General features: G+C 69.8%; 17 protein-coding genes and 1 pseudogene. 6 read left to right on the forward strand and 12 right to left on the reverse strand.

Annotated features, from left to right (window positions below; all coding sequences use genetic code 11):
- Positions 1-2 precede the first annotated feature (2 nt).
- The 3 genes from VHD82_RS02510 to VHD82_RS02520 all read right to left on the reverse strand — a co-directional run bounded on the left by VHD82_RS02510 (position 3) and on the right by VHD82_RS02520 (position 4,271).
- On the reverse strand, positions 3-1,622 hold the full coding sequence (locus VHD82_RS02510; RefSeq protein WP_325696512.1) for an FAD-dependent oxidoreductase: 1,620 nt from the start codon (positions 1,620-1,622) through the stop codon (positions 3-5).
- Positions 1,623-1,693: 71 nt separating this feature from the next.
- A complete protein-coding gene (locus VHD82_RS02515) occupies positions 1,694-2,872 on the reverse strand; it encodes a cytochrome P450 (protein WP_325696514.1) in 1,179 nt (392 codons plus the stop codon).
- A gap of 49 nt (positions 2,873-2,921) precedes the next feature.
- Positions 2,922-4,271 (reverse strand): winged helix-turn-helix domain-containing protein, encoded by a 1,350-nt coding sequence (locus VHD82_RS02520; RefSeq protein ID WP_325696516.1) that lies wholly within the window; start codon positions 4,269-4,271, stop codon positions 2,922-2,924.
- A 158-nt stretch (positions 4,272-4,429) separates the two neighbouring features.
- Between VHD82_RS02520 and VHD82_RS02525 the strand changes: the two genes are divergently transcribed.
- From VHD82_RS02525 to VHD82_RS02540, 4 genes and pseudogenes are all read left to right on the forward strand, one after another.
- Positions 4,430-5,566 (forward strand): LLM class flavin-dependent oxidoreductase, encoded by a 1,137-nt coding sequence (locus tag VHD82_RS02525; RefSeq protein WP_325696518.1) that lies wholly within the window; start codon positions 4,430-4,432, stop codon positions 5,564-5,566.
- Entirely contained in the window at positions 5,563-6,351 is a 789-nt protein-coding gene (locus tag VHD82_RS02530) for an SDR family oxidoreductase (protein ID WP_325696520.1), read from the forward strand. The genes VHD82_RS02525 and VHD82_RS02530 overlap by 4 nt, the downstream gene beginning before the upstream one ends.
- 64 nt (positions 6,352-6,415) lie before the next feature.
- A pseudogene (locus tag VHD82_RS02535) lies at positions 6,416-7,288 on the forward strand (IclR family transcriptional regulator); the annotation flags it as partial.
- Entirely contained in the window at positions 7,285-8,262 is a 978-nt protein-coding gene (locus VHD82_RS02540; protein ID WP_325696522.1) for a GDSL-type esterase/lipase family protein, read from the forward strand. The pseudogene VHD82_RS02535 and the gene VHD82_RS02540, both read left to right, overlap by 4 nt.
- Here VHD82_RS02540 and VHD82_RS02545 read toward each other — a convergent pair.
- From VHD82_RS02545 to VHD82_RS02570, 6 genes are all read right to left on the reverse strand, one after another.
- Positions 8,238-9,005 (reverse strand): ABC transporter ATP-binding protein, encoded by a 768-nt coding sequence (locus tag VHD82_RS02545; RefSeq protein WP_325696524.1) that lies wholly within the window; start codon positions 9,003-9,005, stop codon positions 8,238-8,240. The genes VHD82_RS02540 and VHD82_RS02545 overlap by 25 nt on opposite strands.
- A complete protein-coding gene (locus VHD82_RS02550; protein WP_325696526.1) occupies positions 9,002-9,751 on the reverse strand; it encodes an ABC transporter ATP-binding protein in 750 nt (249 codons plus the stop codon). Before VHD82_RS02550 ends, VHD82_RS02545 begins: the two co-directional genes overlap by 4 nt.
- The gene (locus tag VHD82_RS02555; protein ID WP_325696528.1) at positions 9,748-10,848 is read right to left on the reverse strand and encodes a branched-chain amino acid ABC transporter permease; all 1,101 of its coding nucleotides are present in this window, start codon (positions 10,846-10,848) and stop codon (positions 9,748-9,750) included. Before VHD82_RS02555 ends, VHD82_RS02550 begins: the two co-directional genes overlap by 4 nt.
- Positions 10,845-11,726: a branched-chain amino acid ABC transporter permease gene (locus VHD82_RS02560; RefSeq protein WP_325696530.1), complete on the reverse strand. Its 882-nt coding sequence runs from the start codon at positions 11,724-11,726 to the stop codon at positions 10,845-10,847. Before VHD82_RS02560 ends, VHD82_RS02555 begins: the two co-directional genes overlap by 4 nt.
- Positions 11,727-11,739: 13 nt before the next feature.
- A complete protein-coding gene (locus VHD82_RS02565) occupies positions 11,740-12,948 on the reverse strand; it encodes an ABC transporter substrate-binding protein (protein WP_325696532.1) in 1,209 nt (402 codons plus the stop codon).
- A gap of 141 nt (positions 12,949-13,089) precedes the next feature.
- Complete coding sequence (locus tag VHD82_RS02570) at positions 13,090-13,941, reverse strand: SDR family oxidoreductase (protein WP_325696534.1); 852 nt, start codon at positions 13,939-13,941, stop codon at positions 13,090-13,092.
- Between the two features lie 157 nt (positions 13,942-14,098).
- Here VHD82_RS02570 and VHD82_RS02575 point away from each other — a divergent pair, with 157 nt between their 5' ends.
- Together VHD82_RS02575 and VHD82_RS02580 are read left to right on the forward strand one after the other, a co-directional pair.
- Positions 14,099-14,530 carry a nuclear transport factor 2 family protein gene (locus VHD82_RS02575; protein WP_325696536.1) on the forward strand — a complete coding sequence of 144 codons (432 nt, stop codon included), beginning with the start codon at positions 14,099-14,101 and terminating at the stop codon, positions 14,528-14,530.
- Positions 14,531-14,535: 5 nt separating this feature from the next.
- The gene (locus VHD82_RS02580; RefSeq protein WP_325696538.1) at positions 14,536-15,033 is read left to right on the forward strand and encodes a flavin reductase family protein; all 498 of its coding nucleotides are present in this window, start codon (positions 14,536-14,538) and stop codon (positions 15,031-15,033) included.
- 12 nt (positions 15,034-15,045) lie between these two features.
- Here VHD82_RS02580 and VHD82_RS02585 read toward each other — a convergent pair whose 3' ends face one another.
- The 3 genes from VHD82_RS02585 to VHD82_RS02595 are packed head-to-tail and all read right to left on the reverse strand — an operon-like array spanning position 15,046 to position 18,046.
- Entirely contained in the window at positions 15,046-16,239 is a 1,194-nt protein-coding gene (locus VHD82_RS02585) for an HNH endonuclease (RefSeq protein ID WP_325696541.1), read from the reverse strand.
- Positions 16,240-16,280: 41 nt separating this feature from the next.
- Positions 16,281-17,297, reverse strand: coding sequence for a 3,4-dihydroxy-2-butanone-4-phosphate synthase (locus VHD82_RS02590; protein ID WP_325696543.1), 1,017 nt, complete (start codon positions 17,295-17,297; stop codon positions 16,281-16,283).
- Positions 17,294-18,046 carry an SDR family NAD(P)-dependent oxidoreductase gene (locus tag VHD82_RS02595; protein WP_325696545.1) on the reverse strand — a complete coding sequence of 251 codons (753 nt, stop codon included), beginning with the start codon at positions 18,044-18,046 and terminating at the stop codon, positions 17,294-17,296. Before VHD82_RS02595 ends, VHD82_RS02590 begins: the two co-directional genes overlap by 4 nt.
- Positions 18,047-18,053 lie beyond the last annotated feature (7 nt).

An 18,053-nucleotide genomic window follows, 5' to 3' on the forward strand; every position in this document is an offset into this window, starting at 1 on the left:
GCCTACCGCGTGGCGATGTGGCGGCCGGCGAGGTAGCCGAACGTCATCGCGGGCGCCAGGGTGCCGCCGGCGCCGCCGTAGGTCATCCCGAACGGTGAGGCCATCACGTTCCCCGCCGCGTACAGCCCGGGAATCGGCTCGCCGTCGAGGTCGAGCACGCGCGCGTCGGTGTCGGTGCGCGGCCCGCCCTTGGTGCCCAGCGAACCGCTTTTCAGCTCCACAGCGTAGAACGGCGGTGCGTCGAGCGGGCCGAGGGTCGCTTCGATGCTGCCCTTGCGGTACGGATCGCCCCACCACAGGTCGTGCGCGCTCTCGCCGCGCCGGAACTCGGGGTCCCTGCCTTCGGCGACCTGCCGGTTCCAGCGCTCGACGGTCTCGGTCAGCGCGCCGGCGGGGATGCCGAGCACCTCGGCCAGCTTCGGCAGCGACGGCGCGGTGGTCAGCCACGGCGGCGCCTCGTCGCTGGGCGGGTACTGGCCCACCGTGCCGTAGCGGCGGAGGTACTCGTGGTCGAAGATCAGCCAGCACGGCAGGTTCGCGTAGTCGAAGCGCGTGACGTCCTCGGCGTGGAAGGCGCCGCCGAAGGCGTTGTAGTTGGCGGCCTCGTTGGTGAACCGGACACCGCGCCGGTTGACGATGATCGACCGCGGCCGGGTCCGGTCGGCGTTGAGCATCTGCCGGTTCATCGGGTTCAGGCCCTCGGGCAGGACCGCGACCGGCGACCACCACGCCTCGCGCATGTTGCCCAGCGCGGCCCCGGCTTTCAGTGCGATGCGCAGGCCGTCACCTTCGCTGGTGGGCATGGTGACCGGGTGGGTGAGCGGCCCGCGCAGGAACGTCTTCTTGTAGTCCTCGTTCCACTCGAACCCGCCGGTGGCCAGGACGACGCCGCGCCGGGCGCGCACCTCCCGCGTCCCGCCGGGCGTGGCGAAAACCGCGCCCGTGACAACGCCGTCGGTGAGGATCAGCTCGGTGGCGCGATGGTCCGTGGCGAGCGTGACGCCCAGTGCGAGACATGCCTTGAGCAACCGGCCGACGAGGCCCTGGCCCATCCCCCGCTCGTTGCGGATCTGCCGCCGCGCGACCTCCTCCGCCGGAGGAGGCTGCGGAACGGCGGAGCCGAGCGGCGCCTCACGCATCGCCAGATGTGGTGGCAGGTAAGGAGAAGGCGACACCCGGTCCGCCCACTCGCCCAGCTCGTCGAAAGGGAACAGTGGCGTCTCGATGGTGCGGCCGCCGCCGGGTTTTCCGCCGGGGTGCTCCGGGTGGTAGTCCGGGAAGCCCTCGGCCACGAAGAACTCCGTGCCCGCCTTGTCGTCGAGAAAGCGGACCATCTCCGGGCCCGCGCGCAGGAACGTGCGCACCATGTCCTCGTCGAGCAGTCCGCGCGAGAGCGACATCAGGTAGGCGAAGGCATCTTCTTCGCTGTCCTGGACGCCGACCTCGTGCTGGTGCGGGTTGACCGGGATCCACACGTGCCCGCCCGACCAGGCGGAGGTGCCGCCGAGCAGGCCGGCCTTCTCGAACACCGCGACGGAGGCGCCGTGCGCGGCGGCGGTGAAGGCGGCCGTCAGGCCCGCCGCGCCACTGCCCAGGACCAGCACGTCGGGCTCGGACGTCATCGGCACCTCCAAGTACACACTGTGTCAGATCTTAGTCATGGCAACGTCCTGCGCGCAATGACGGCGGCGGCTCAGCCGAGTGTCACCGGCATCCGCTTGATGCCGTTGAAGAAGTTCGTCCAGACGCGTTCCACCGGCCCGGCGGCTTCGAGGGTGCCGAAAACCGGTTTCAGTGCTTCGAACGCGATCGACGCCTCTAGCCGCGCCAGGTGCACACCGAGGCAGAAGTGCGGCCCGCCGCCGCCGAAGGAGATGTGCGGGTTCGGGTTCCGGCCGAGGTCGAGCCGATCCGGGCGGTCGAAGACCCGCTCGTCGTGGTTCGCGGAGATCATCCACAACGTCACGCGGTCACCGGCGGCGATCTTCGTGTCCGCCACGACGGCGTCTTCGACCGCCCACCGGGAATGGTGCATGACCGGCGTGGACATCCGCAGCATTTCCTCGACCGCGGCGGCGACCGGGACCGCACCGCTGACGAGCCGCCGGCATTCGCCGGGATTCTCGATCAGCGCGGCGGCCGTGTGCGAGAGCAGATGCCGGGTCGTCTCGTTCCCGCCGGTCAGGAACAGCGCGAGAAAATCGCGCATTTCCCGTTCCGTCAACGGATTCCCGTCCCGGCCGGCCGCGAGTACCGCGTCGGTGAGATCCTCGCGCGGTGAGCGCCGGTGTTCGGCGAGCAGCTGTCCGAAGTAGTCGTCGAGCTCCCGGCTCGCCCGCGCCGGCGCGTCCGCGTCCGCGCGGTAGTCCGGATCCTTGCTCGGCATCAGGGTGTTGGTCCACCGCCACAGCAGCGGCGCGTCCTCCGGTGGGATTCCGACGAGTGCGGCGATGATCCGGAACGGGATCGGACCCGCCACCTCCGCGACGAAGTCACCGCCGCCCTTTTCCCGGAACTCACGGACGACCTCGCCGACCACGTCGTGGATCAGTTGCCGGTGGCGGGCGACGGCGCGCGGCGTCCAGTACGCGGCGACGAGGCGGCGGTAACCGGTGTGCACCGGCGGATCGTCGGCGAGCATGATCGGGAGCTCGGGGTGGCCGGGGTCGCCGGGCGGGATCGGCCCGCCCGCGCTCGAGAACACCTTGGGGTCACGGTTGATCCGTTCGACGTCGCGGTAGGACGTGACAACCCAGCAGCGATCCGGCTCGTACCACCGGACAGGTGCTGTGGCGCGCAGTCGCGCGAAGGTGCCGAACGGCACCGACCGCCCGAACTGCTCCTCGCTCAGGTCGATCTCGTTCAGTGCCATGACAACGACGGTATCCCCGGGAGTCTTTCCGAATCCTGTCGATGCGGGGTCATCCGGCGGCGGCCGCCGGGAAGGAGATCTCGTCCGGGTCCGGCAGTTTCAGCGAAAGCATCGCACCGACGGCGGAACAGAACGTGGTCATCGCGGGATCGAGCGGCCGCCTGCCGCGGCTGGCGAGCCGCAGCCCGCCCCAGGTGCGTCCGCCGGCGAGCAGCGGAACGTAGAAATAGCTAGAGAAACCGTGTGCCGCCATGATCTTCACCGCCTCGGACATCCTGGCCAGCCTGGTGATGTCGTCGATCTGGGTCGGCTGGGCCTCCTCGAGCGCGTGCACCACGTACCGGCTGCGGACCGGGACACCCCGGCTCATGAAGGCGCGGAACTCCTCGGGATGGCCGTTTTCCGCGCACAGCACGATGTTCCGGCTGGTCTTGCGGAAGATCGCGCCCGCGTCGCCGCCGGTCGCGGCGACCACCGCGTCGACGCAGAACTGCGCGGCCTCCGGGAACGGGCGGGTCGCCAGCACGTCCGCGACCCGCAGTACCACGGCGGAAAGCTTGAGATTGCCCAGATCCGTGCCCGGCGACCCGGCACCGCCGTCACCGAATTCGAGCACCGGGCCGGGGAACTCGTAACCGACGCCGCGCACGGAGCGGATGATCGGCGCGCCGTCGGCACCGTGCCCGAGTTTCGCGCGCAGCCGGGAGACCGCGATCCGGGCCGCGTTGACCTGCCCCTGGTAGGCGCGCGAGCGCCAGACGCGCTGGATGATCTTGCTCGTCGGCAGCGCCTGCCGGGGGTGGCGCATGAGGAACAGCAGCAGCTGGTACTCCGTGGGCGAAAGGTGCACGGGCCGGTCCCCCAGCGCGCATTCCCGCGCCCACAGGTCGACCACCAGCGCGCCCGACTGGAGATACCGCACCTGCGGCTCCCAGGTGTCCGAGGCGCGGCGGACCAGCGCGACGAGGTGGAACCGGAGCTCGCCGGGGTCGAGGCCGGCGGGCAGCGCGAGGTCCGCGCCCGCGCCCAGTGCCCGCATCCGGTCGCGGCTGTTCAGCGCGGCCACCACCGCGAGCACCGAACTGGTCACCCGGCGGACCGCCTTCACCGCGGCCAGTACGAAGGCCGGGTCACCGCCGGTGACCACGATCAGCGAAGTTTTGCGGGCGGACGCGGCCCACGACGCCCCGTCGCAGGTCGAGGCCTCCACGACCGGCCATTTTTCGTTCTCGCACAACGTTTTCAGTCCCGTGGCGAACGGGGATGGACCTGGCGAGACGAGCAGCACGACGCCGTCGAGGGTCACCGTACGGAGAAGTTCGGCCGGCGTGCCGATCCCGCCGAGCCCGCGGGCGGCTGGAATGTCCGATGTGGACAGAGGAGCGCTGTGGGTGATCACCGTGGAGTCCCTTCGGACCGTACTGCGATGGACGGTGTGGTTCTACCGGTGCACGGGTACGGTAAGCCGCCCCATTTGTTTTTGTCAAATCAAAACTTGACTTAATACTGCAAAAAGCGCTGGAATGAATTCGGACCGGCGATACCAAGGGAGTTGTCGTGGAACTGGATCTGCTGTACGAAATCGACGCACCGAAGCCCTGGCCGCAGGCGCACCCGTACGGGCAGCGGCAAACCGAGCAACGGGCCTACCGCGAAGCGATCGAACAGATCAAACTGGCCGACCAGCGCGGGTTCCACACCAGCTGGCACGTCGAGCACCACTTCCGGGAGGGCCGGTCGCACTGCCCCGCGCCCGAGGTGCTGATCGGCGCGCTGTCCCAGGTGACCGAGCGCATCCGGCTCGGGTTCGGCGTCGCGCTGATGCCCCATCCCTTCACCCCGCCGATGCGGGTCGCGGAAAAGGTGGCCACCGCGGACATCCTTTCCCGGGGCCGGATCGAATGGGGCACCGGGCGTTCCACGCCGATGGAGCAGACGGCCTTCGGCGTCGACCGGGAGGAGAGCCGGGAGCAGTGGCGTGAAGCCGTCGACGCGGTAGTGCGGATGTGGGAGGACGAGTACTTCGAGTACCACGGCAAGTACCTCGACTTCCCGCGCCGGATGGTCACCCCGAAGCCTTACCAGGACCCGCATCCGCCGTGCTGGATGGCGGCCAACAGCAACGACAGCGCGGCGATCGCCGGGAAGTCCGGCCTCGGCCTGCTTTCGTTCACGACCCTCAAACCGCTGGAAGAACTGAAGAAGCAGGTCGACCAGTACCGCGCGGCGGCGGCGAACCCGGAGCCGATCACCAGGGTGACGCAGAACAAGATCGCCTCCTACACCCTCGTGCACTGCGCCCCGACGATGACCGAGGCCGAGGAGGCCGGGATCTGGGAATCCGTGCTGTGGTGGTACCAGAACCTCGCCGAGTTCACCCTCGAATGGGAACTCCCCCACCTTTCCCCGGAAGATCAGGAAAAAGCCTTCCCGGAACTGCGGCGCTCACGTGAGGAAGGGTTCGACCCCAAGGTTTTCAACGACGCCGACATGATCATCGTGGGCACGCCGGAGCAGTGTATCGAGAAGATGAAGCGCTACGTGGACATCGGCGTCGACGAACTGATCTGCTACAAGCAGTTCGGTCACCTGGGCCACGAGTCGATCATGCAGTCGATCGACCTGCTGGGCAAGGAAGTGCTGCCCGAGGTCGGGGCCTACAGCGCCGAGCGCGCGCGGAAGCTCGCGTCATGACCCGCACGGACGACACCCCGGTCCCCGACTACGGCGGGCTGCTCCGCCTCGACGGCCGCGGGTTCATCGTGATCGGTGCGGGGCAGGGCATGGGCCGCCAGGCCGCGCACGCGCTCGCCGGGGCGGGCGCCAGGGTCCTTTGTGTGGACCAGGATCCCGAGCTCGCCGAGGACATCGCCAAGGAGGTGTCCGGCACCGCTGTCGCGACCGACGTGACCAAACGCGAGAACGTTCAGTCGGTCGTGGACTCCACAATCGCCGAATTCGGCAAGCTGGACGGCATCGTCGACATCGTCGGCCTGGCGCGCTGGGGGGACCTGATCGACCTCGACGACGAGACCTGGGACTTCGAGTTCGACATCTGCCTGCGGCACGCGTTCCTCGCGATGCAGACCGGCGCCCGCGCGATGGCGGCGACCGGTGGCGGCGCGATGGCCTTCGTGGCCTCGATCTCCGGGCTCGCGGCCGCGCCGAACCATCCGGCCTACGGCGCGGCGAAAGCCGGCCTCATGTCGCTGGTGCGCACGGCCGCGGTGGAGTACGGGCCGCTGGGTATCCGGGTCAACGCCGTGGCGCCCGGCGCGACACTGACCCCGCGGATCTCCGCGGGCCTGACGCCGGAGCGGCGGGCGCAGCACGAATCGCTGATCCCGACGGGTCGGCTGAACAAGCCCGCGGACATCGCGGCCGCCCTGTTGTTCCTGGTGAGCGACCTCAGCGGCAACGTTTCCGGTCAGACACTGGTCGTCGACGGCGGTGTAACGTGCCGTTACGCCTTTCAGTGAGCGTCCCCGGCTCACCGCGACGTGAGGAGGAACCACGCCCCGGCCCGCGCCTTCGGTAGAGCGTGTCGTCAAGGTGCTGTCGCTGCTGAGCCGGCACCCTGACGTCTCGTTCACCCTGTCCGAGATCTGCCAGCGGCTCGATCTCAACGTCTCGACGGCCCATTCGCTGCTCAATGCCCTTTCCAGCGCCCAGTTCCTGGTCCGGCAGCCGGACACCAAACGGTATTCGCTCGGCCCGGAGCTGGTGCGGATCGGCGCGGCGGCGGCGAACCGGCAGGTCGAGGTCACCGAGGCCGCCCGCGAGCACATGGGCCGGCTCGCGGAGGCGCTCGGCAGGCAGTGTGTCGCCAGCACGGTGGTCGGCGGGGACATCGTGATCCTGGCCAGGTCGGGCCGTCTCGGGCCGCTGGGCCTCACGATGGACGTCGGCCACCGGCTGCCGTTCCTGCCCCCGTTCGGCACGGTTTTCGCGGCCTGGTCCGACGAAGCCGCGATCAACGCGTGGCTCAACCACCTCGGGATCCTGTCCACGTCGGAGGAGTTCCGGCGCTGCACCGAGGCGCTCGCGGCGGTGCGCGCACACGGGTATTCCGTCGGCATGACGATCGACGCCGATCTGGAGCGCCGGATGTGGACCCGCTCCGGCGTGCCGGAAGACCAGCAGCGCAATGGAGAACGCGCGGACACTTTCCATCTGGTGATGATGAGCGAGTACCTGGTGACCGAGCTCGAGCCGGAGACCCGGTACCGCATCGGGAACCTGTCCGCACCGGTGTTCGGCGCGGACGGGCAGGTCGCGCTCGCGCTGGCCATTCCTTACTCGAACGAGGCGCTGACCGGCGCCGAGATCGAAGAACAGGCCGCGGTGCTGGTCGCCGCGGCGGCATCCGTGACCGCCGGCATCGGCGGTGAGAGACCAGGAGGACAGCCGGCGTGACCGACGGCTTCATCCGCGGCTGTGTCCTGCCGCCACACGACGGCGCGCCGTATCCGCGTGCCGACCTCGACGACATCCGCCTGCCGGTGGACATCGGCCTCGCCGCGCGGGTACCGGCGACCGTCCGGCTCGAACTCACCGGGCCGGCGCGGCTGGCCGACATCACTTACCGCACAGCGCATCCGCCGCAAGGCCTTCGGGGCGAAGCCGGCGGGAGCTCGTTCTCCGTCTGGAGTGGACAGAGCCAGCTGGCCGACGTCGAAGCCGTCGTCGGCGAAGGCGTCGCGCGGGTGCCGCTCGGACCGGGCACCACCACCGTGTACCTGCCGGAAGCGATGTCCCCCACGGTGATCGACATGTCCGGTGTGGACGGTTCCGTGCATCCCGCCCCGCCCGCGCCACGCTGGCTCGCCTACGGTGACTCGATCACCGAGGGCTGGGGGGCGAGCGCACCGGCCCGGTCCTGGGTCGCCCGCACGAGCCGGGAACTGGGCCTGGACGCGGTCAACCTCGGCTATGCGGCCGCCGGCCGGGGTGAACTCGCGGTCGCCGAGATGATCGCGGCCACGCCCGCGGAGGTCATCACGGTCGCTTTCGGCACCAACTGCTGGAGCCGGGTCCCGCTCGGCACCGCGTTGCTGGAGGCCACCTTCCGCGCCTTTCTCACCGTGTTGCGCGAGGGGCATCCGTCGGTGCCTGTCGTGGTGGTCTCGCCGATCGTCCGGCCGGACGCGGAGCACGAGCCGAACCGGCTCGGCGCCACACTGGCCGGGCTGCGCCGCGTCATCGAGGAAACCACCCGGAGCCTGCGGGCCGAGGACCGGCGGCTGACGCTGCTGCCCGGCGGCGACCTGCTCGGGCCGGAGCATCTCGCGGACGGGGTGCACCCGGACGATGCCGGGCACGAGCTGCTGTCCGTCGCGATAGGACAGTGCCTGGCCGGGGCGCTTCAGCCGGCTTCGAGCCCCACGTAGGCGGCCCGCACGTCGGCCCGGTCGAGCACCTCGGCCGGGTCGCCGGTGGCCAGCTCGGTGCCGAAGTTCATCACGAGCAGGCGGTCGCACCGGTCGGACACGAACTGCACGTCGTGGTCCACCACGACGATGCTCACGCCATCGGCCCGCACCTCGTCCAGGATCTGCCGCAGCAGCTGCCGGTCCGCGACGGCCGTCCCCGAGGTGGGCTCGTCCAGCAGCAGCTGGCGCGGCCGCCCGAACCAGGCACGCAGCAGGTCGACCAGTTTCCTGAGCCCATAAGGAAGTTCCTTGAGCCGTTCGCCCGCGATGGCTTCGAGGTCGAACCGTGCCAGCAGGTCGCGGGCGGCCCGGGTGTCGGCGCGGTCCGCCCGGCGGACGGAGGGAAACCGCAGCGCGGCCGCCAGCACCGAGGCCCGCTGCTGCGCCAGCCTGCCGAGGCTGAGGTAGTCGGTCACCACGAAGTCGTTGAACACCTCGGCGGCCTGGAAACTGCGGCCGACGCCGAGGCGGGCGAGCTGGTCGGGGCGCTTCCCGTGCACCGGCCTGCCCTCGACCTCCACCGTGCCGGCGTGCAGGCGCAGCAGCCCGGAGATCGCGTTGAGCAGGGTGGTCTTCCCGGCGCCGTTCGGCCCGATCACGCCGAACGTCTCCCCCGGCGCGACCGCGAACGAAATCGAATCCACCGCGACCAGCCCGCCGAAGCGGATCGTCAGGTCGCGTACCACCAGTGCGTCGGTCATCGGCCGGTCCCCAGATACTCCCGTGCGAGCGATGCGGCGGAGGTCTGCGCGCTCGTCCCTTCCCAGACCACCTCTCCGTGGTTGATCACGTAAGCGCGATCGGCCAGCCGTAAGGCGACCGACGCGTCCTGCTCGACCGCGATCAGCGCCGTCCCGCGCTCACGCGCCACGACGCGAAGCCGTTCCATCAGTTCCTTCACCGCGACCGGCGCGAGCCCGAGCGACGCTTCGTCGACCAGCAGCAGCCGGGGATCGTTGCGCCAGGCCACTTCCAGTGCGAGCATCTGCCGTTCGCCGCCGCTGAGCAGACCGGCCTTCGCGGGGCGAAGCCGGTCCAGGGCGGGAAAAGCGCAGGGCTCGGTGTAGGGCTGTTTGCCGCGGGTCGCCAGCCGGAGATGTTCCTCGACGGTCAGGTTCGCGAACACCTTGTCCCGCTCGGGAACAAGGAGCACCCCGTGCCGGAAACTGCGCATCGGGGTCACGCCGGTGAGGTCATGGCCGGCGACCGTCGCCCGGCCCGTCACGGTGACGTGCTCGCTGGAAAGGAATCCGGCGATCCCGCGCAGGAGCGAGGTCTTGCCCGCGCCGTTGCGGCCGAGCACGGTGACGATCTCCGCCGGGTGCACGGTGAGGCTGACGTCGCGGACACCGTGGGCGCCATTGGGATACCTCACCGCGAGGCTCCGCACCTCCAGCAGCGGCTCACCTTGCGTCGCGGGTGTGGGGCTCAGTTGCTCCTGTGTCACCGGGATCCTCCCTCTCCAGCGGGGCGAAGACGCCGGCCGAGCGCGAGCAGGGCGTGCGCGAGACGGCGGAGCAGGCCGAAAATGCCGTCCCGTTCGTACAGCAGCACCAGCAGCAGCACCAGCCCGTAGATCGCGTTCGCGAGCACCGCTTCGTGCAACGTCAGCCACGACGCGAGCTCGCCCGATCCGGACAGCGTCCCGGCCAGCTGGTTCACGCCCAGTGGCAGCAGCACGATCACGAGTGCCCCCAGCACCGGCCCGGTCAGGGTGCCGACGCCGCCGATGAACACCATCACGACCAGTGCCAGGCTGAGATCGAGCGAGAACCCGGCGTAGGTGACCTGGCCTGCCTGGTAGGCGAACAGCGAGCCACCCACCGCGGTCAGCGCGGAACTGCCCACGAACGCCGCGAGCTTCCAGCGCACCAGGTGCACGCCGAGCACGCTGGCCGCCGCCTCGTCCTGGCGCATCGCGTTCCAGATCCGGCCCGGCACCCCGCGGTAGAGGGCATAGAGGCCCGCGAGCACGAGGCCGAGCACGACGGCGGCGATCGCGAACAGCGCTTGGGGGGTGCTCAGGTCGAGCGAACCCCAGTGCGGCGGCTCGACACTGAAGCCGGCGAGGTGGTCGAGGCCCTGGTACCGCTGGGCGGCGAAGCTGACGATGAACTGCAGCGCCAGGGTCGTCAGCATGAGATACAGGCCGCTGAAGCGCAGGCCCGGGATGCCGATCAGCAGGCCGATGACGCCGCCGAACACGAACGAAACCAGCAGGGGAACGGGAAACACGCCCCACCCCTCGGCGCTGAGGCGCGCCGTGGTGAACGCGCCGACGGCCATGATCGCCGCCGGGCCGAGCGAGACCAGGCCCGCCCGGCCGAACAGCCATTCCTGGCTCACGGTGACAATCGCGTAGATGGCGACGAGCACACCTTGGTAGAGCAGGTTGTCGGAGCCGCCGAGGAAGATGGCCAGCGCCGCGACGACGTAGATCACGGTTCCGGCCGTGCCGGAGGACAGCCAGCGCGGGCGCGAACGCCCGGCCGGCGCCGTGGGCGGTGTGGTGTCGGCGAGCGCCAGCCCGCGTGGTGTGCTCATAACCGCGCGACCTCGGCTCCGCCGAAGATTCCTTGTGGCCGCAGCAGAAGTACCGCGAGCAACACACCGTAGGAAACCACGTCCTGCCACTCTCCTCCGAGATAGACGCCGACCGCCGCCTGGAGCAGGCCGATCAGCACACCGCCGAGCAGGCTGCCCGCGATCGAGTCGAGACCGCCGAGCAGGATCGCCGGGAACGCGGCCAGGCCGAGTGAGTAGACGCTGCCCGGGTCGGGCTGCGTGCCCAGCAGGAAGACCACACCCGCGAGACCCGCGGTCAGCCCGCCGATCGCCCAGGCGCCCGTCGAGGTCCGCACCACGTCGACCCCGACGTGCGCGGCGAGGCGGGCATTCCCGGCCACCGCGCGCATCCGCAACCCGATCGGCGTGCGGTGCAGGCCCAGCAGCACCACGGCGAACACCACGACGGTGAGCGCCAGGGTGAACAGGTCCCGTGGCGTGAAGTTGAGCGCGCCCACGACGTGATATCGGGTGCCCGGATCGAACTGCGGGCTGACCAGGATCGTCGTCGGGCCCCAGACCAGCAGCGCCACCGCCGAGACCAGGGTGCCCAGCCCGACCGTGGCCACCGACAGCACGAACGGCTCGGCGCCCACCAGCCGGGCGAACACCAGCCGGTAGATCAGGGCGCCGACGACCGCGAGCGCCACGCAGACCACGACCAGTCCCACCGCGAGCCCGGTGCCGAGGTGGCTCAGCGTGCCGAACAGCAGCGCGCCGAGCACCATGAACGCGCCCTGCGCGAAGCTCACCACCCCGGTCGCGCGGAACACCACGACGAAGCCGACGCCGATGAGGGCGTAGATGCACCCGGTCGTCAGTCCACTTGCGACGATCGTCGCCAGATCGGTGTTCACCGGTACTCCCCGCTCAGGCCAGCGGCCCGGACACGACGCCTTCCTTGGCTATCTTCGGTTTCTGCGCCGTCGCGTCCCAGCCGTAGACGTAGAACTGGGAGTACGGCGAGTGCAGCTGACCCGTCCAGCCGTAGGTGCCGGACACCACGCCCGGGAAGTCGATCTTCAGCGACTCCATCGCGTCCGCGAGTTTCGCGCCGCTGCACGGGTAACCGCACGCCGCGAGCGCCTGGGTGACGGCATACGTGCTGAGGAATCCCGGTGCGCCGATCGTGTTGTTCACGGTGGCCGCGGTGGTCTGGCCGGTGGCGCTCATGCCCTCGGCGTAGATCTGCTGGCCCTGCCCGGCGGGCGCGGCCGGGTCGAGGAGGTACTCGGTGGTGGTGATGCTGTACAGGTTCGGGTCCTTGATCGTGGTGAGGCCGGTGTAGCCGACCCCGTTGTGCGCCGCGATGACCGGCGCGTTGTTGCCCGCCGCGCGCAGCGCCTGGATCAGTGGCAGGTACTGCGAAGCCACCGGTTCGGCGAACACCACCTGCGGGTTGGCGGCCACCACGTTCGCGATCTGCGTGCTGCCGTTGACCGAAGTGGCCGGGATGGTCTCGTGCGCCACCGAGGTGAAGCCGGCCGCCTGGAGTTCGCCGGTGAGCTTCTTCGCCCACAGCTGCACCCCGAGCGGGTTCGCGTCGAGGATCGCGAATCTGGTGCCAGGGCCGAGTTTCAGCTCGTTCTGCGCGAAGGCGACCGTGCCCGGGATCTCCTGCAGCTCGATGTCGTTGCCGGCGAACACGTACTTCTTCACCGGGGTCAGCTCGTCGGGCGGGACCGAGGTGCAGATGATCGGCACCTTCCGGCTGGTCGCGATCGACGAGACCGCGCTGCAGTCGTCGCTGAGGGTGAACCCGAGCATCGCCGACACGTTCTGCGAGTTGACGAGCTGCTGGGCCGCCGCCGACGCGTTCTGCCCGACCGCGGCCGAATCCGCCGTCACCAGGTTCACCTTGTGGCCGTTGATGCCGCCGTGGTTGTTGACGTAGGTGACCGCGCCCTTGGCCTGGGTCAGGAAAGACTGGCCGTAGGAGGCCAGCGGCCCGGACAGCACGTCGTTGACGCCGATGACGTAGTCACCGCCCGAACCGGATCCGCTCCCGCAGCCGGCCAGCACCGAAACCAGGGCGCAGGCCGCGCCCACCGCCGCGAACCGGCGTTTGCCGTTAGACACTTGTGTCCTCCCGAGCTGATCCGATCCTCCGATAAGGACGGAGACAGTGTTCGCTCCGACCCTAGAAGCCGGTCTATTTCGTTTGGTTTTCGATTTCCGCCGATATTTCGCCGCGTTTTCCCGGCCGCGGCGCGCAGTTCGTCAGGAAGCGACGGGCCAGCCCGGCAGGAGACCGAGTTCGCGGCAGGTCTGCTGACCGTCGATGGTCTGGCCGTTGAGGTTCGCGGAGTCCGGCGAGCCGACCAGCCAGGCGGCGACCGCGCCGATCACGTCCGGCGGGGTCATGGTCGCGGCGTCGAACCCGTAGGAGGCCATGTCGATGGCCATCCGCTCGGTCCCGATGAGACCGGGTTCGATGTTGAAGAACAGCACGCCCGTGCCGGCCAGTTCCTTGGCGAGAATGCCCGCCTGGCGGTGGATCGCGGCCTTGCTCATCCCGTAGCCGAGGCCCCAGCCACCTTCGCCGATGGCCGCGGGCGGATCGGAAACCGCGCAGCCGGAGGTGATGTTGAGGACGATCCCGCTGCCCCGCTCGATCATCGAGGGCAGCACCAGGCGCGTCAGGTACAGCGGCGAGATCGCGTTCGCCTGGATCTGCCGTTCGATGAGCTCGACCGGCGCGTCCAGGAACCGGTCCATGTGCCCGGGGCCGATGTAGCGTCCGTTGTTCACCAGGACGTCGATCCCGCCCCAGCGTTCGAGCACAGTGGACACCGCCGAGCCAAGCGAAGTGCGGTCCAGCAAATCGACGTACACCCCCAGCGCGCGGCGGCCTTCCTTCTCGATCTCCCGCGCGGTCGACTCCAGCGATCCCGGCAGCGGCGTGACGTCGGACTTACGCACCGTGGGCGAATGTTCCCGCGCCTCGCCTTCCTGCCGTGTACGCGCGCCGATCGCCACGTCGAAACCGTTGCGCGCCAGGTGAATCGCGATGGCTTTGCCGATTCCCCTGCTCGCGCCCGTCACCAGTGCGACCTTGGCCTCGTTGCCCATGCGGACCTCCGTTTCCGTTGACCCGTAGCGGATCCGCACCGACGCTAACAGCGGATTCCTTTCGGTTTCCTGTGTGAGTGCAGCGGAAAGAAACCTGAAAGGCGCGGGCACCTACGCTCGGGAAAGACGGGAAACGTTTGCACTGGGAGGCAAGGACATGAGCGACGAGGCGACGGACCGGCTGCGGATCGAGGATCTCGCGAAACGATACGCACACGGGATCGACGCGCGGGACTGGGCGGCGGTCGACTCGTGTTTCTCGCCCGCGGCCCAGGTGCGCGGCACGACGTTCTCCGGGCCGTACCCGGAATACATCGCCTCCTTGCGTGGCGCGGTCGAGTCTTTTCGGACCACCATGCACTTCTTCGGCAACCAGCTCGCCGAGGTCAGCGGCGACAAGGGACGCCTGACGACGTACGGCATCGCCTTCCACCTCGGCAACGCCGACGGCGGGGACTTCGTGATCGGCGTCCGGTACCTCGACGACGTGGCCCGCGGCGAGGACGGCTGGCTGATTCAGGAACGGGTCGTCGAGGGGATCTGGCGGCGCCCGCTGGGCGACGAGATCCAGGACCTCACCGGGCGGTGAACACGATGCGGAACACCCCGGACTTCCGCACGACCCTGAGCCACTTCGCGTCGGGCGTCGCGATCATCGCCGCCTGCTGCGACGGCGCGCCCGTCGGGCTTTCCGTGCAGTCCTTCGCTTCGTTGTCCCTGGAACCGCAGTTGATCTCGTTCGGTGTGTCGCTGAGTTCCCGGACCTGGCCGAGGATCGAGCGGCACGGGCGGTTCTGCGCCAGCATCCTGGCCGCCGGCCAGGAAGACCTTTGCCGCCGTTTCGCGATCAGCGGTGCCGACAAGTTCCGCGATGTCGGCTGGGCGCCGAGCACCGCGACCGGGAGCCCCGTGATCGCCGGTGCGCTGGCGTGGGTGGACTGCCGGGTGGCGGCCGTGCATCCCGCCGGGGACCATTGTCTTGTCGTCGCCGAGGTGTTGGACCTCGCCGTGTCCGCGCAGGGCGAGGGGCCGCTGCTGTTTTTCCAGGGCGGCTTCGCCACCGTTGCCGGGTTGCCCGCGGAATCCGCTTGAGGTGGCCGGGCGTCACGCGGCTTTCCGGCGGGGTTCGTCGTTGTTTTCGACGGGCCCCGGCACGGGGTGGTGGAGTGGTTCGGGCCGGTCGTGGTGGCTGCGCCCGGCGGGGCTGGTGATCGTGGTTTCGCCGGTGGCGTGGCTGAAAAGGACGTCCCAGCGTGGTTTTTCGCGGAGCCGGTTGTGGTGGGCGCAGAGCGCGTGTAGGTTCGCGGTGCTGGTGCGGCCGCGGTGGCGCCAGCGTTGCGCGTGGTCCAGTTGAGCGTGGTGAGCGGGCCGGTGGCAGTGCGCGACGCCGCATTCCCGATCCCGGGCGCGCACGAAGTCCCGCACGGCGGCCGGAGGGCGTCGTGTTCTGCGACCCACGTCCAGGACCGCGCCGGAGGCGGGGTCGGTGAGTACCTTTTTCCAGACACTGTTCGGGTTGTTCAGGATTTCCCTGGCGATCGTCCCCGGAATGGGCCCGTGCCCTTCCAGCACCGCGCCGTGCTCGGTGACGCCCAGCGCGGTGCCGATCGGGACGTGCAGGAAGACCGTGCCCAGTACGTCGCTGTGTGACTTCCCCAGCAGCAGACCGGACAGTGTGTCGGCCCTGAGTTGGTCCAGGGTGCGCACGTCACCGTTTTTCCTGCGCCGCCGGGCCATGGCATCGATGCGGCTGTAGCTCGCGGCCGCGGTCTCGGCGGGCAGATACGCCACCAGCGTCGCCATCGCGTCGTCCTCGTGCACGATCTGAACCTTGCGATCCTCCCGGCGTCTCGCCGCGCGTTCGGCGGAACCGTCGGGGTCGATCCGGTGCACGAGGTCACGGGCAGCCCGCCGGATCTGGGTGGCGTCCCGGCGGGCCAGCCGGGGCGCCAGCAGGGCATCCAGCTTGCGGCACTTCTCGTCGGACAGCGCCGAACTGACCGCATGCACCTTGGCCGCCTTGTGCAGATCGATGGTCCCGGCCTCGATTTCGGCCAGGACACGGGGAAGCCGGGTCACCAGCGCGCCCGCCAGGGCAAGCTGGGACGCGGCCGCGTTCCGCGTGATGTGCAACTCGAGGGCTATTTCGTCGGCCACGGTGGGATCTCGTCGCCGGATCTGGTTCAGCCGGGCCATCGCCCGGACCATTTTCGCCTGTGCGGCACACATTTCGCGCTGAGCGGCGGCGAGGCACTTCAGTGCCTGGCCGGCTGTAAGGGATCCCCAGTTGATAGTCACGGGGCGATTCTATCGAGAAGTTACGAACAGGTGAGCGAAAATTACCTGAATGAGTGATGAGGCGCGAACCCGGCCGGCGGCACGCCGTCTGTCGGCAGCTCGGTCCGGGACACCCCGAGGTCACGCAGAATCTGGCTGCTGACAACGGTTCCGAGGCGATCGCCGGCGGGCGCCTCACCGTGCGGCGCCGGGCCTTCGCTCGACCGCAGGTAGACGACCACACCCCGGCCGGCGGCACCGACCTGCGCCATCGCCTGCCGCAGCCGGCGACTGCAATCGCAGCGCGCCGAGCCGAACACGTCCCCGGTGAGACATTCGACGTGCACATGGGTGAGCACCGGCGCGGCCGTGGCGGATTCCGCGCGCTGGTCGACATCGCCGAGGACCAGGGCCACGTGTTCGCTGTCGTCGATGAGCGAGCGATAACCGACCGCGGTGAACTGCCCGTGCTCGGTGGGAATCCGCGCGGCCGCTTCCCTGCGCACCAGTTGCTCCGCGGCGAGCCGGTGGTCCAGGACGTCGTCATGGGTCACCGACACCAAGCCGGCGTCGGCGGCGTCGGCCAGCGCCGCGACCCCCGGCAACCCGGCCAGGCGGCAAAGGTCGACCGCCGCCTCGGCGGAACCGGCCCGGCGCAGCACTCCACCACTGTGCGCGCGCAGCAGGAAAACGTGGCCAGGCCAGGAAAAGTCGGCCGCACCGGTCGCGGGGTCGGCCAACGCCCGCACCGTCCGGACGCGGTCACCGAGGGACATCCCGCTCGTCGTTCCCGCTTTGACGTCCGCCGAAGCCGGAGCCGCCGACGGGTGGACACCCAGTTCGCCGGCCCGTTCCGCGGAAAGCGCGACGCACAGCATTCCGGTGGTGCTGCGGCTCATCAGCTCCGCCGTCGTGGCGGTGATTTCCCGTGCGGCCGCAACGAAACAGCCACCACGTTCGCCGTCGCGCAAGTACACCGCACGGCCGCGGCGAAGCTCCGTGAGCACCGTTTCGATGGCGCGCGAACCACCGGCCAGGCCCTCGGGCCGCAGGCATGTCCCGTCCAGTTCGACGGTCACGGCATCGCCGCCCCGCCGTTGGCGCGCAGCACCTGCCCGGTCACGAACCCGGCCGCGTCCGAAGCGAGATACCACACGGCTTGAGCGATCTCGACGGGCTCGCCGACGCGTCCCAACGGGACCAGCGCGGCCATCTCGGTCAGCTTCCGCGTGCGCTGCTCCGCGTCGAGCGACCCGTCCGGCCGGCGGAAGTGCCGGTCGGTGATCCCGGTGTGCACCAGGCCCGGCGCCACCGCGTTGACCCGGATCCCTTGTGGCGCGAGCTCGATCGCCAGCGTCTTGGTCAGCTGCACCACCGCCGCCTTCGAGGACGCGTAACACGCGGTGCCGGGCGCCGGGGTGTCGATGACGCTGGACGCGGTGTTGACGATGGTGCCGTGCCCCTGGCGCGTCATCACGCGCGCGGCGGCCCGGCAGCCGTGGAAGACGCCCTTGAAGTTGATCGCCAGTACCCGGTCCAGCTCCTCGTCGGTGGTCTCCAGCACGGAGCCGTCGTGCATGACGCCCGCGTTGTTGCACATGATGTCGAGCCTGCCGTGCTCCTGGTGCACGTCCCGGACCAGCGCCTCGACCTGCTCGGCGGAACTGACGTCCACCCGGGCAACGGACGGACCGCCGGTCACGTCGGCGCCGACGACCCGTGCGCCGGCTTCGGCGAGCACCTGCGCACACGCGCGGCCGATCCCGCTGGCGGCACCGGTGACGATCGCGACCCGGCCGGTCAAATCGAATGCTTTCGCCTCAACCATGACGCGC

It is taken from the genome of Amycolatopsis sp. (genome assembly GCF_035546795.1).
In the GTDB taxonomy this organism is placed as follows: domain Bacteria; phylum Actinomycetota; class Actinomycetes; order Mycobacteriales; family Pseudonocardiaceae; genus Amycolatopsis_E.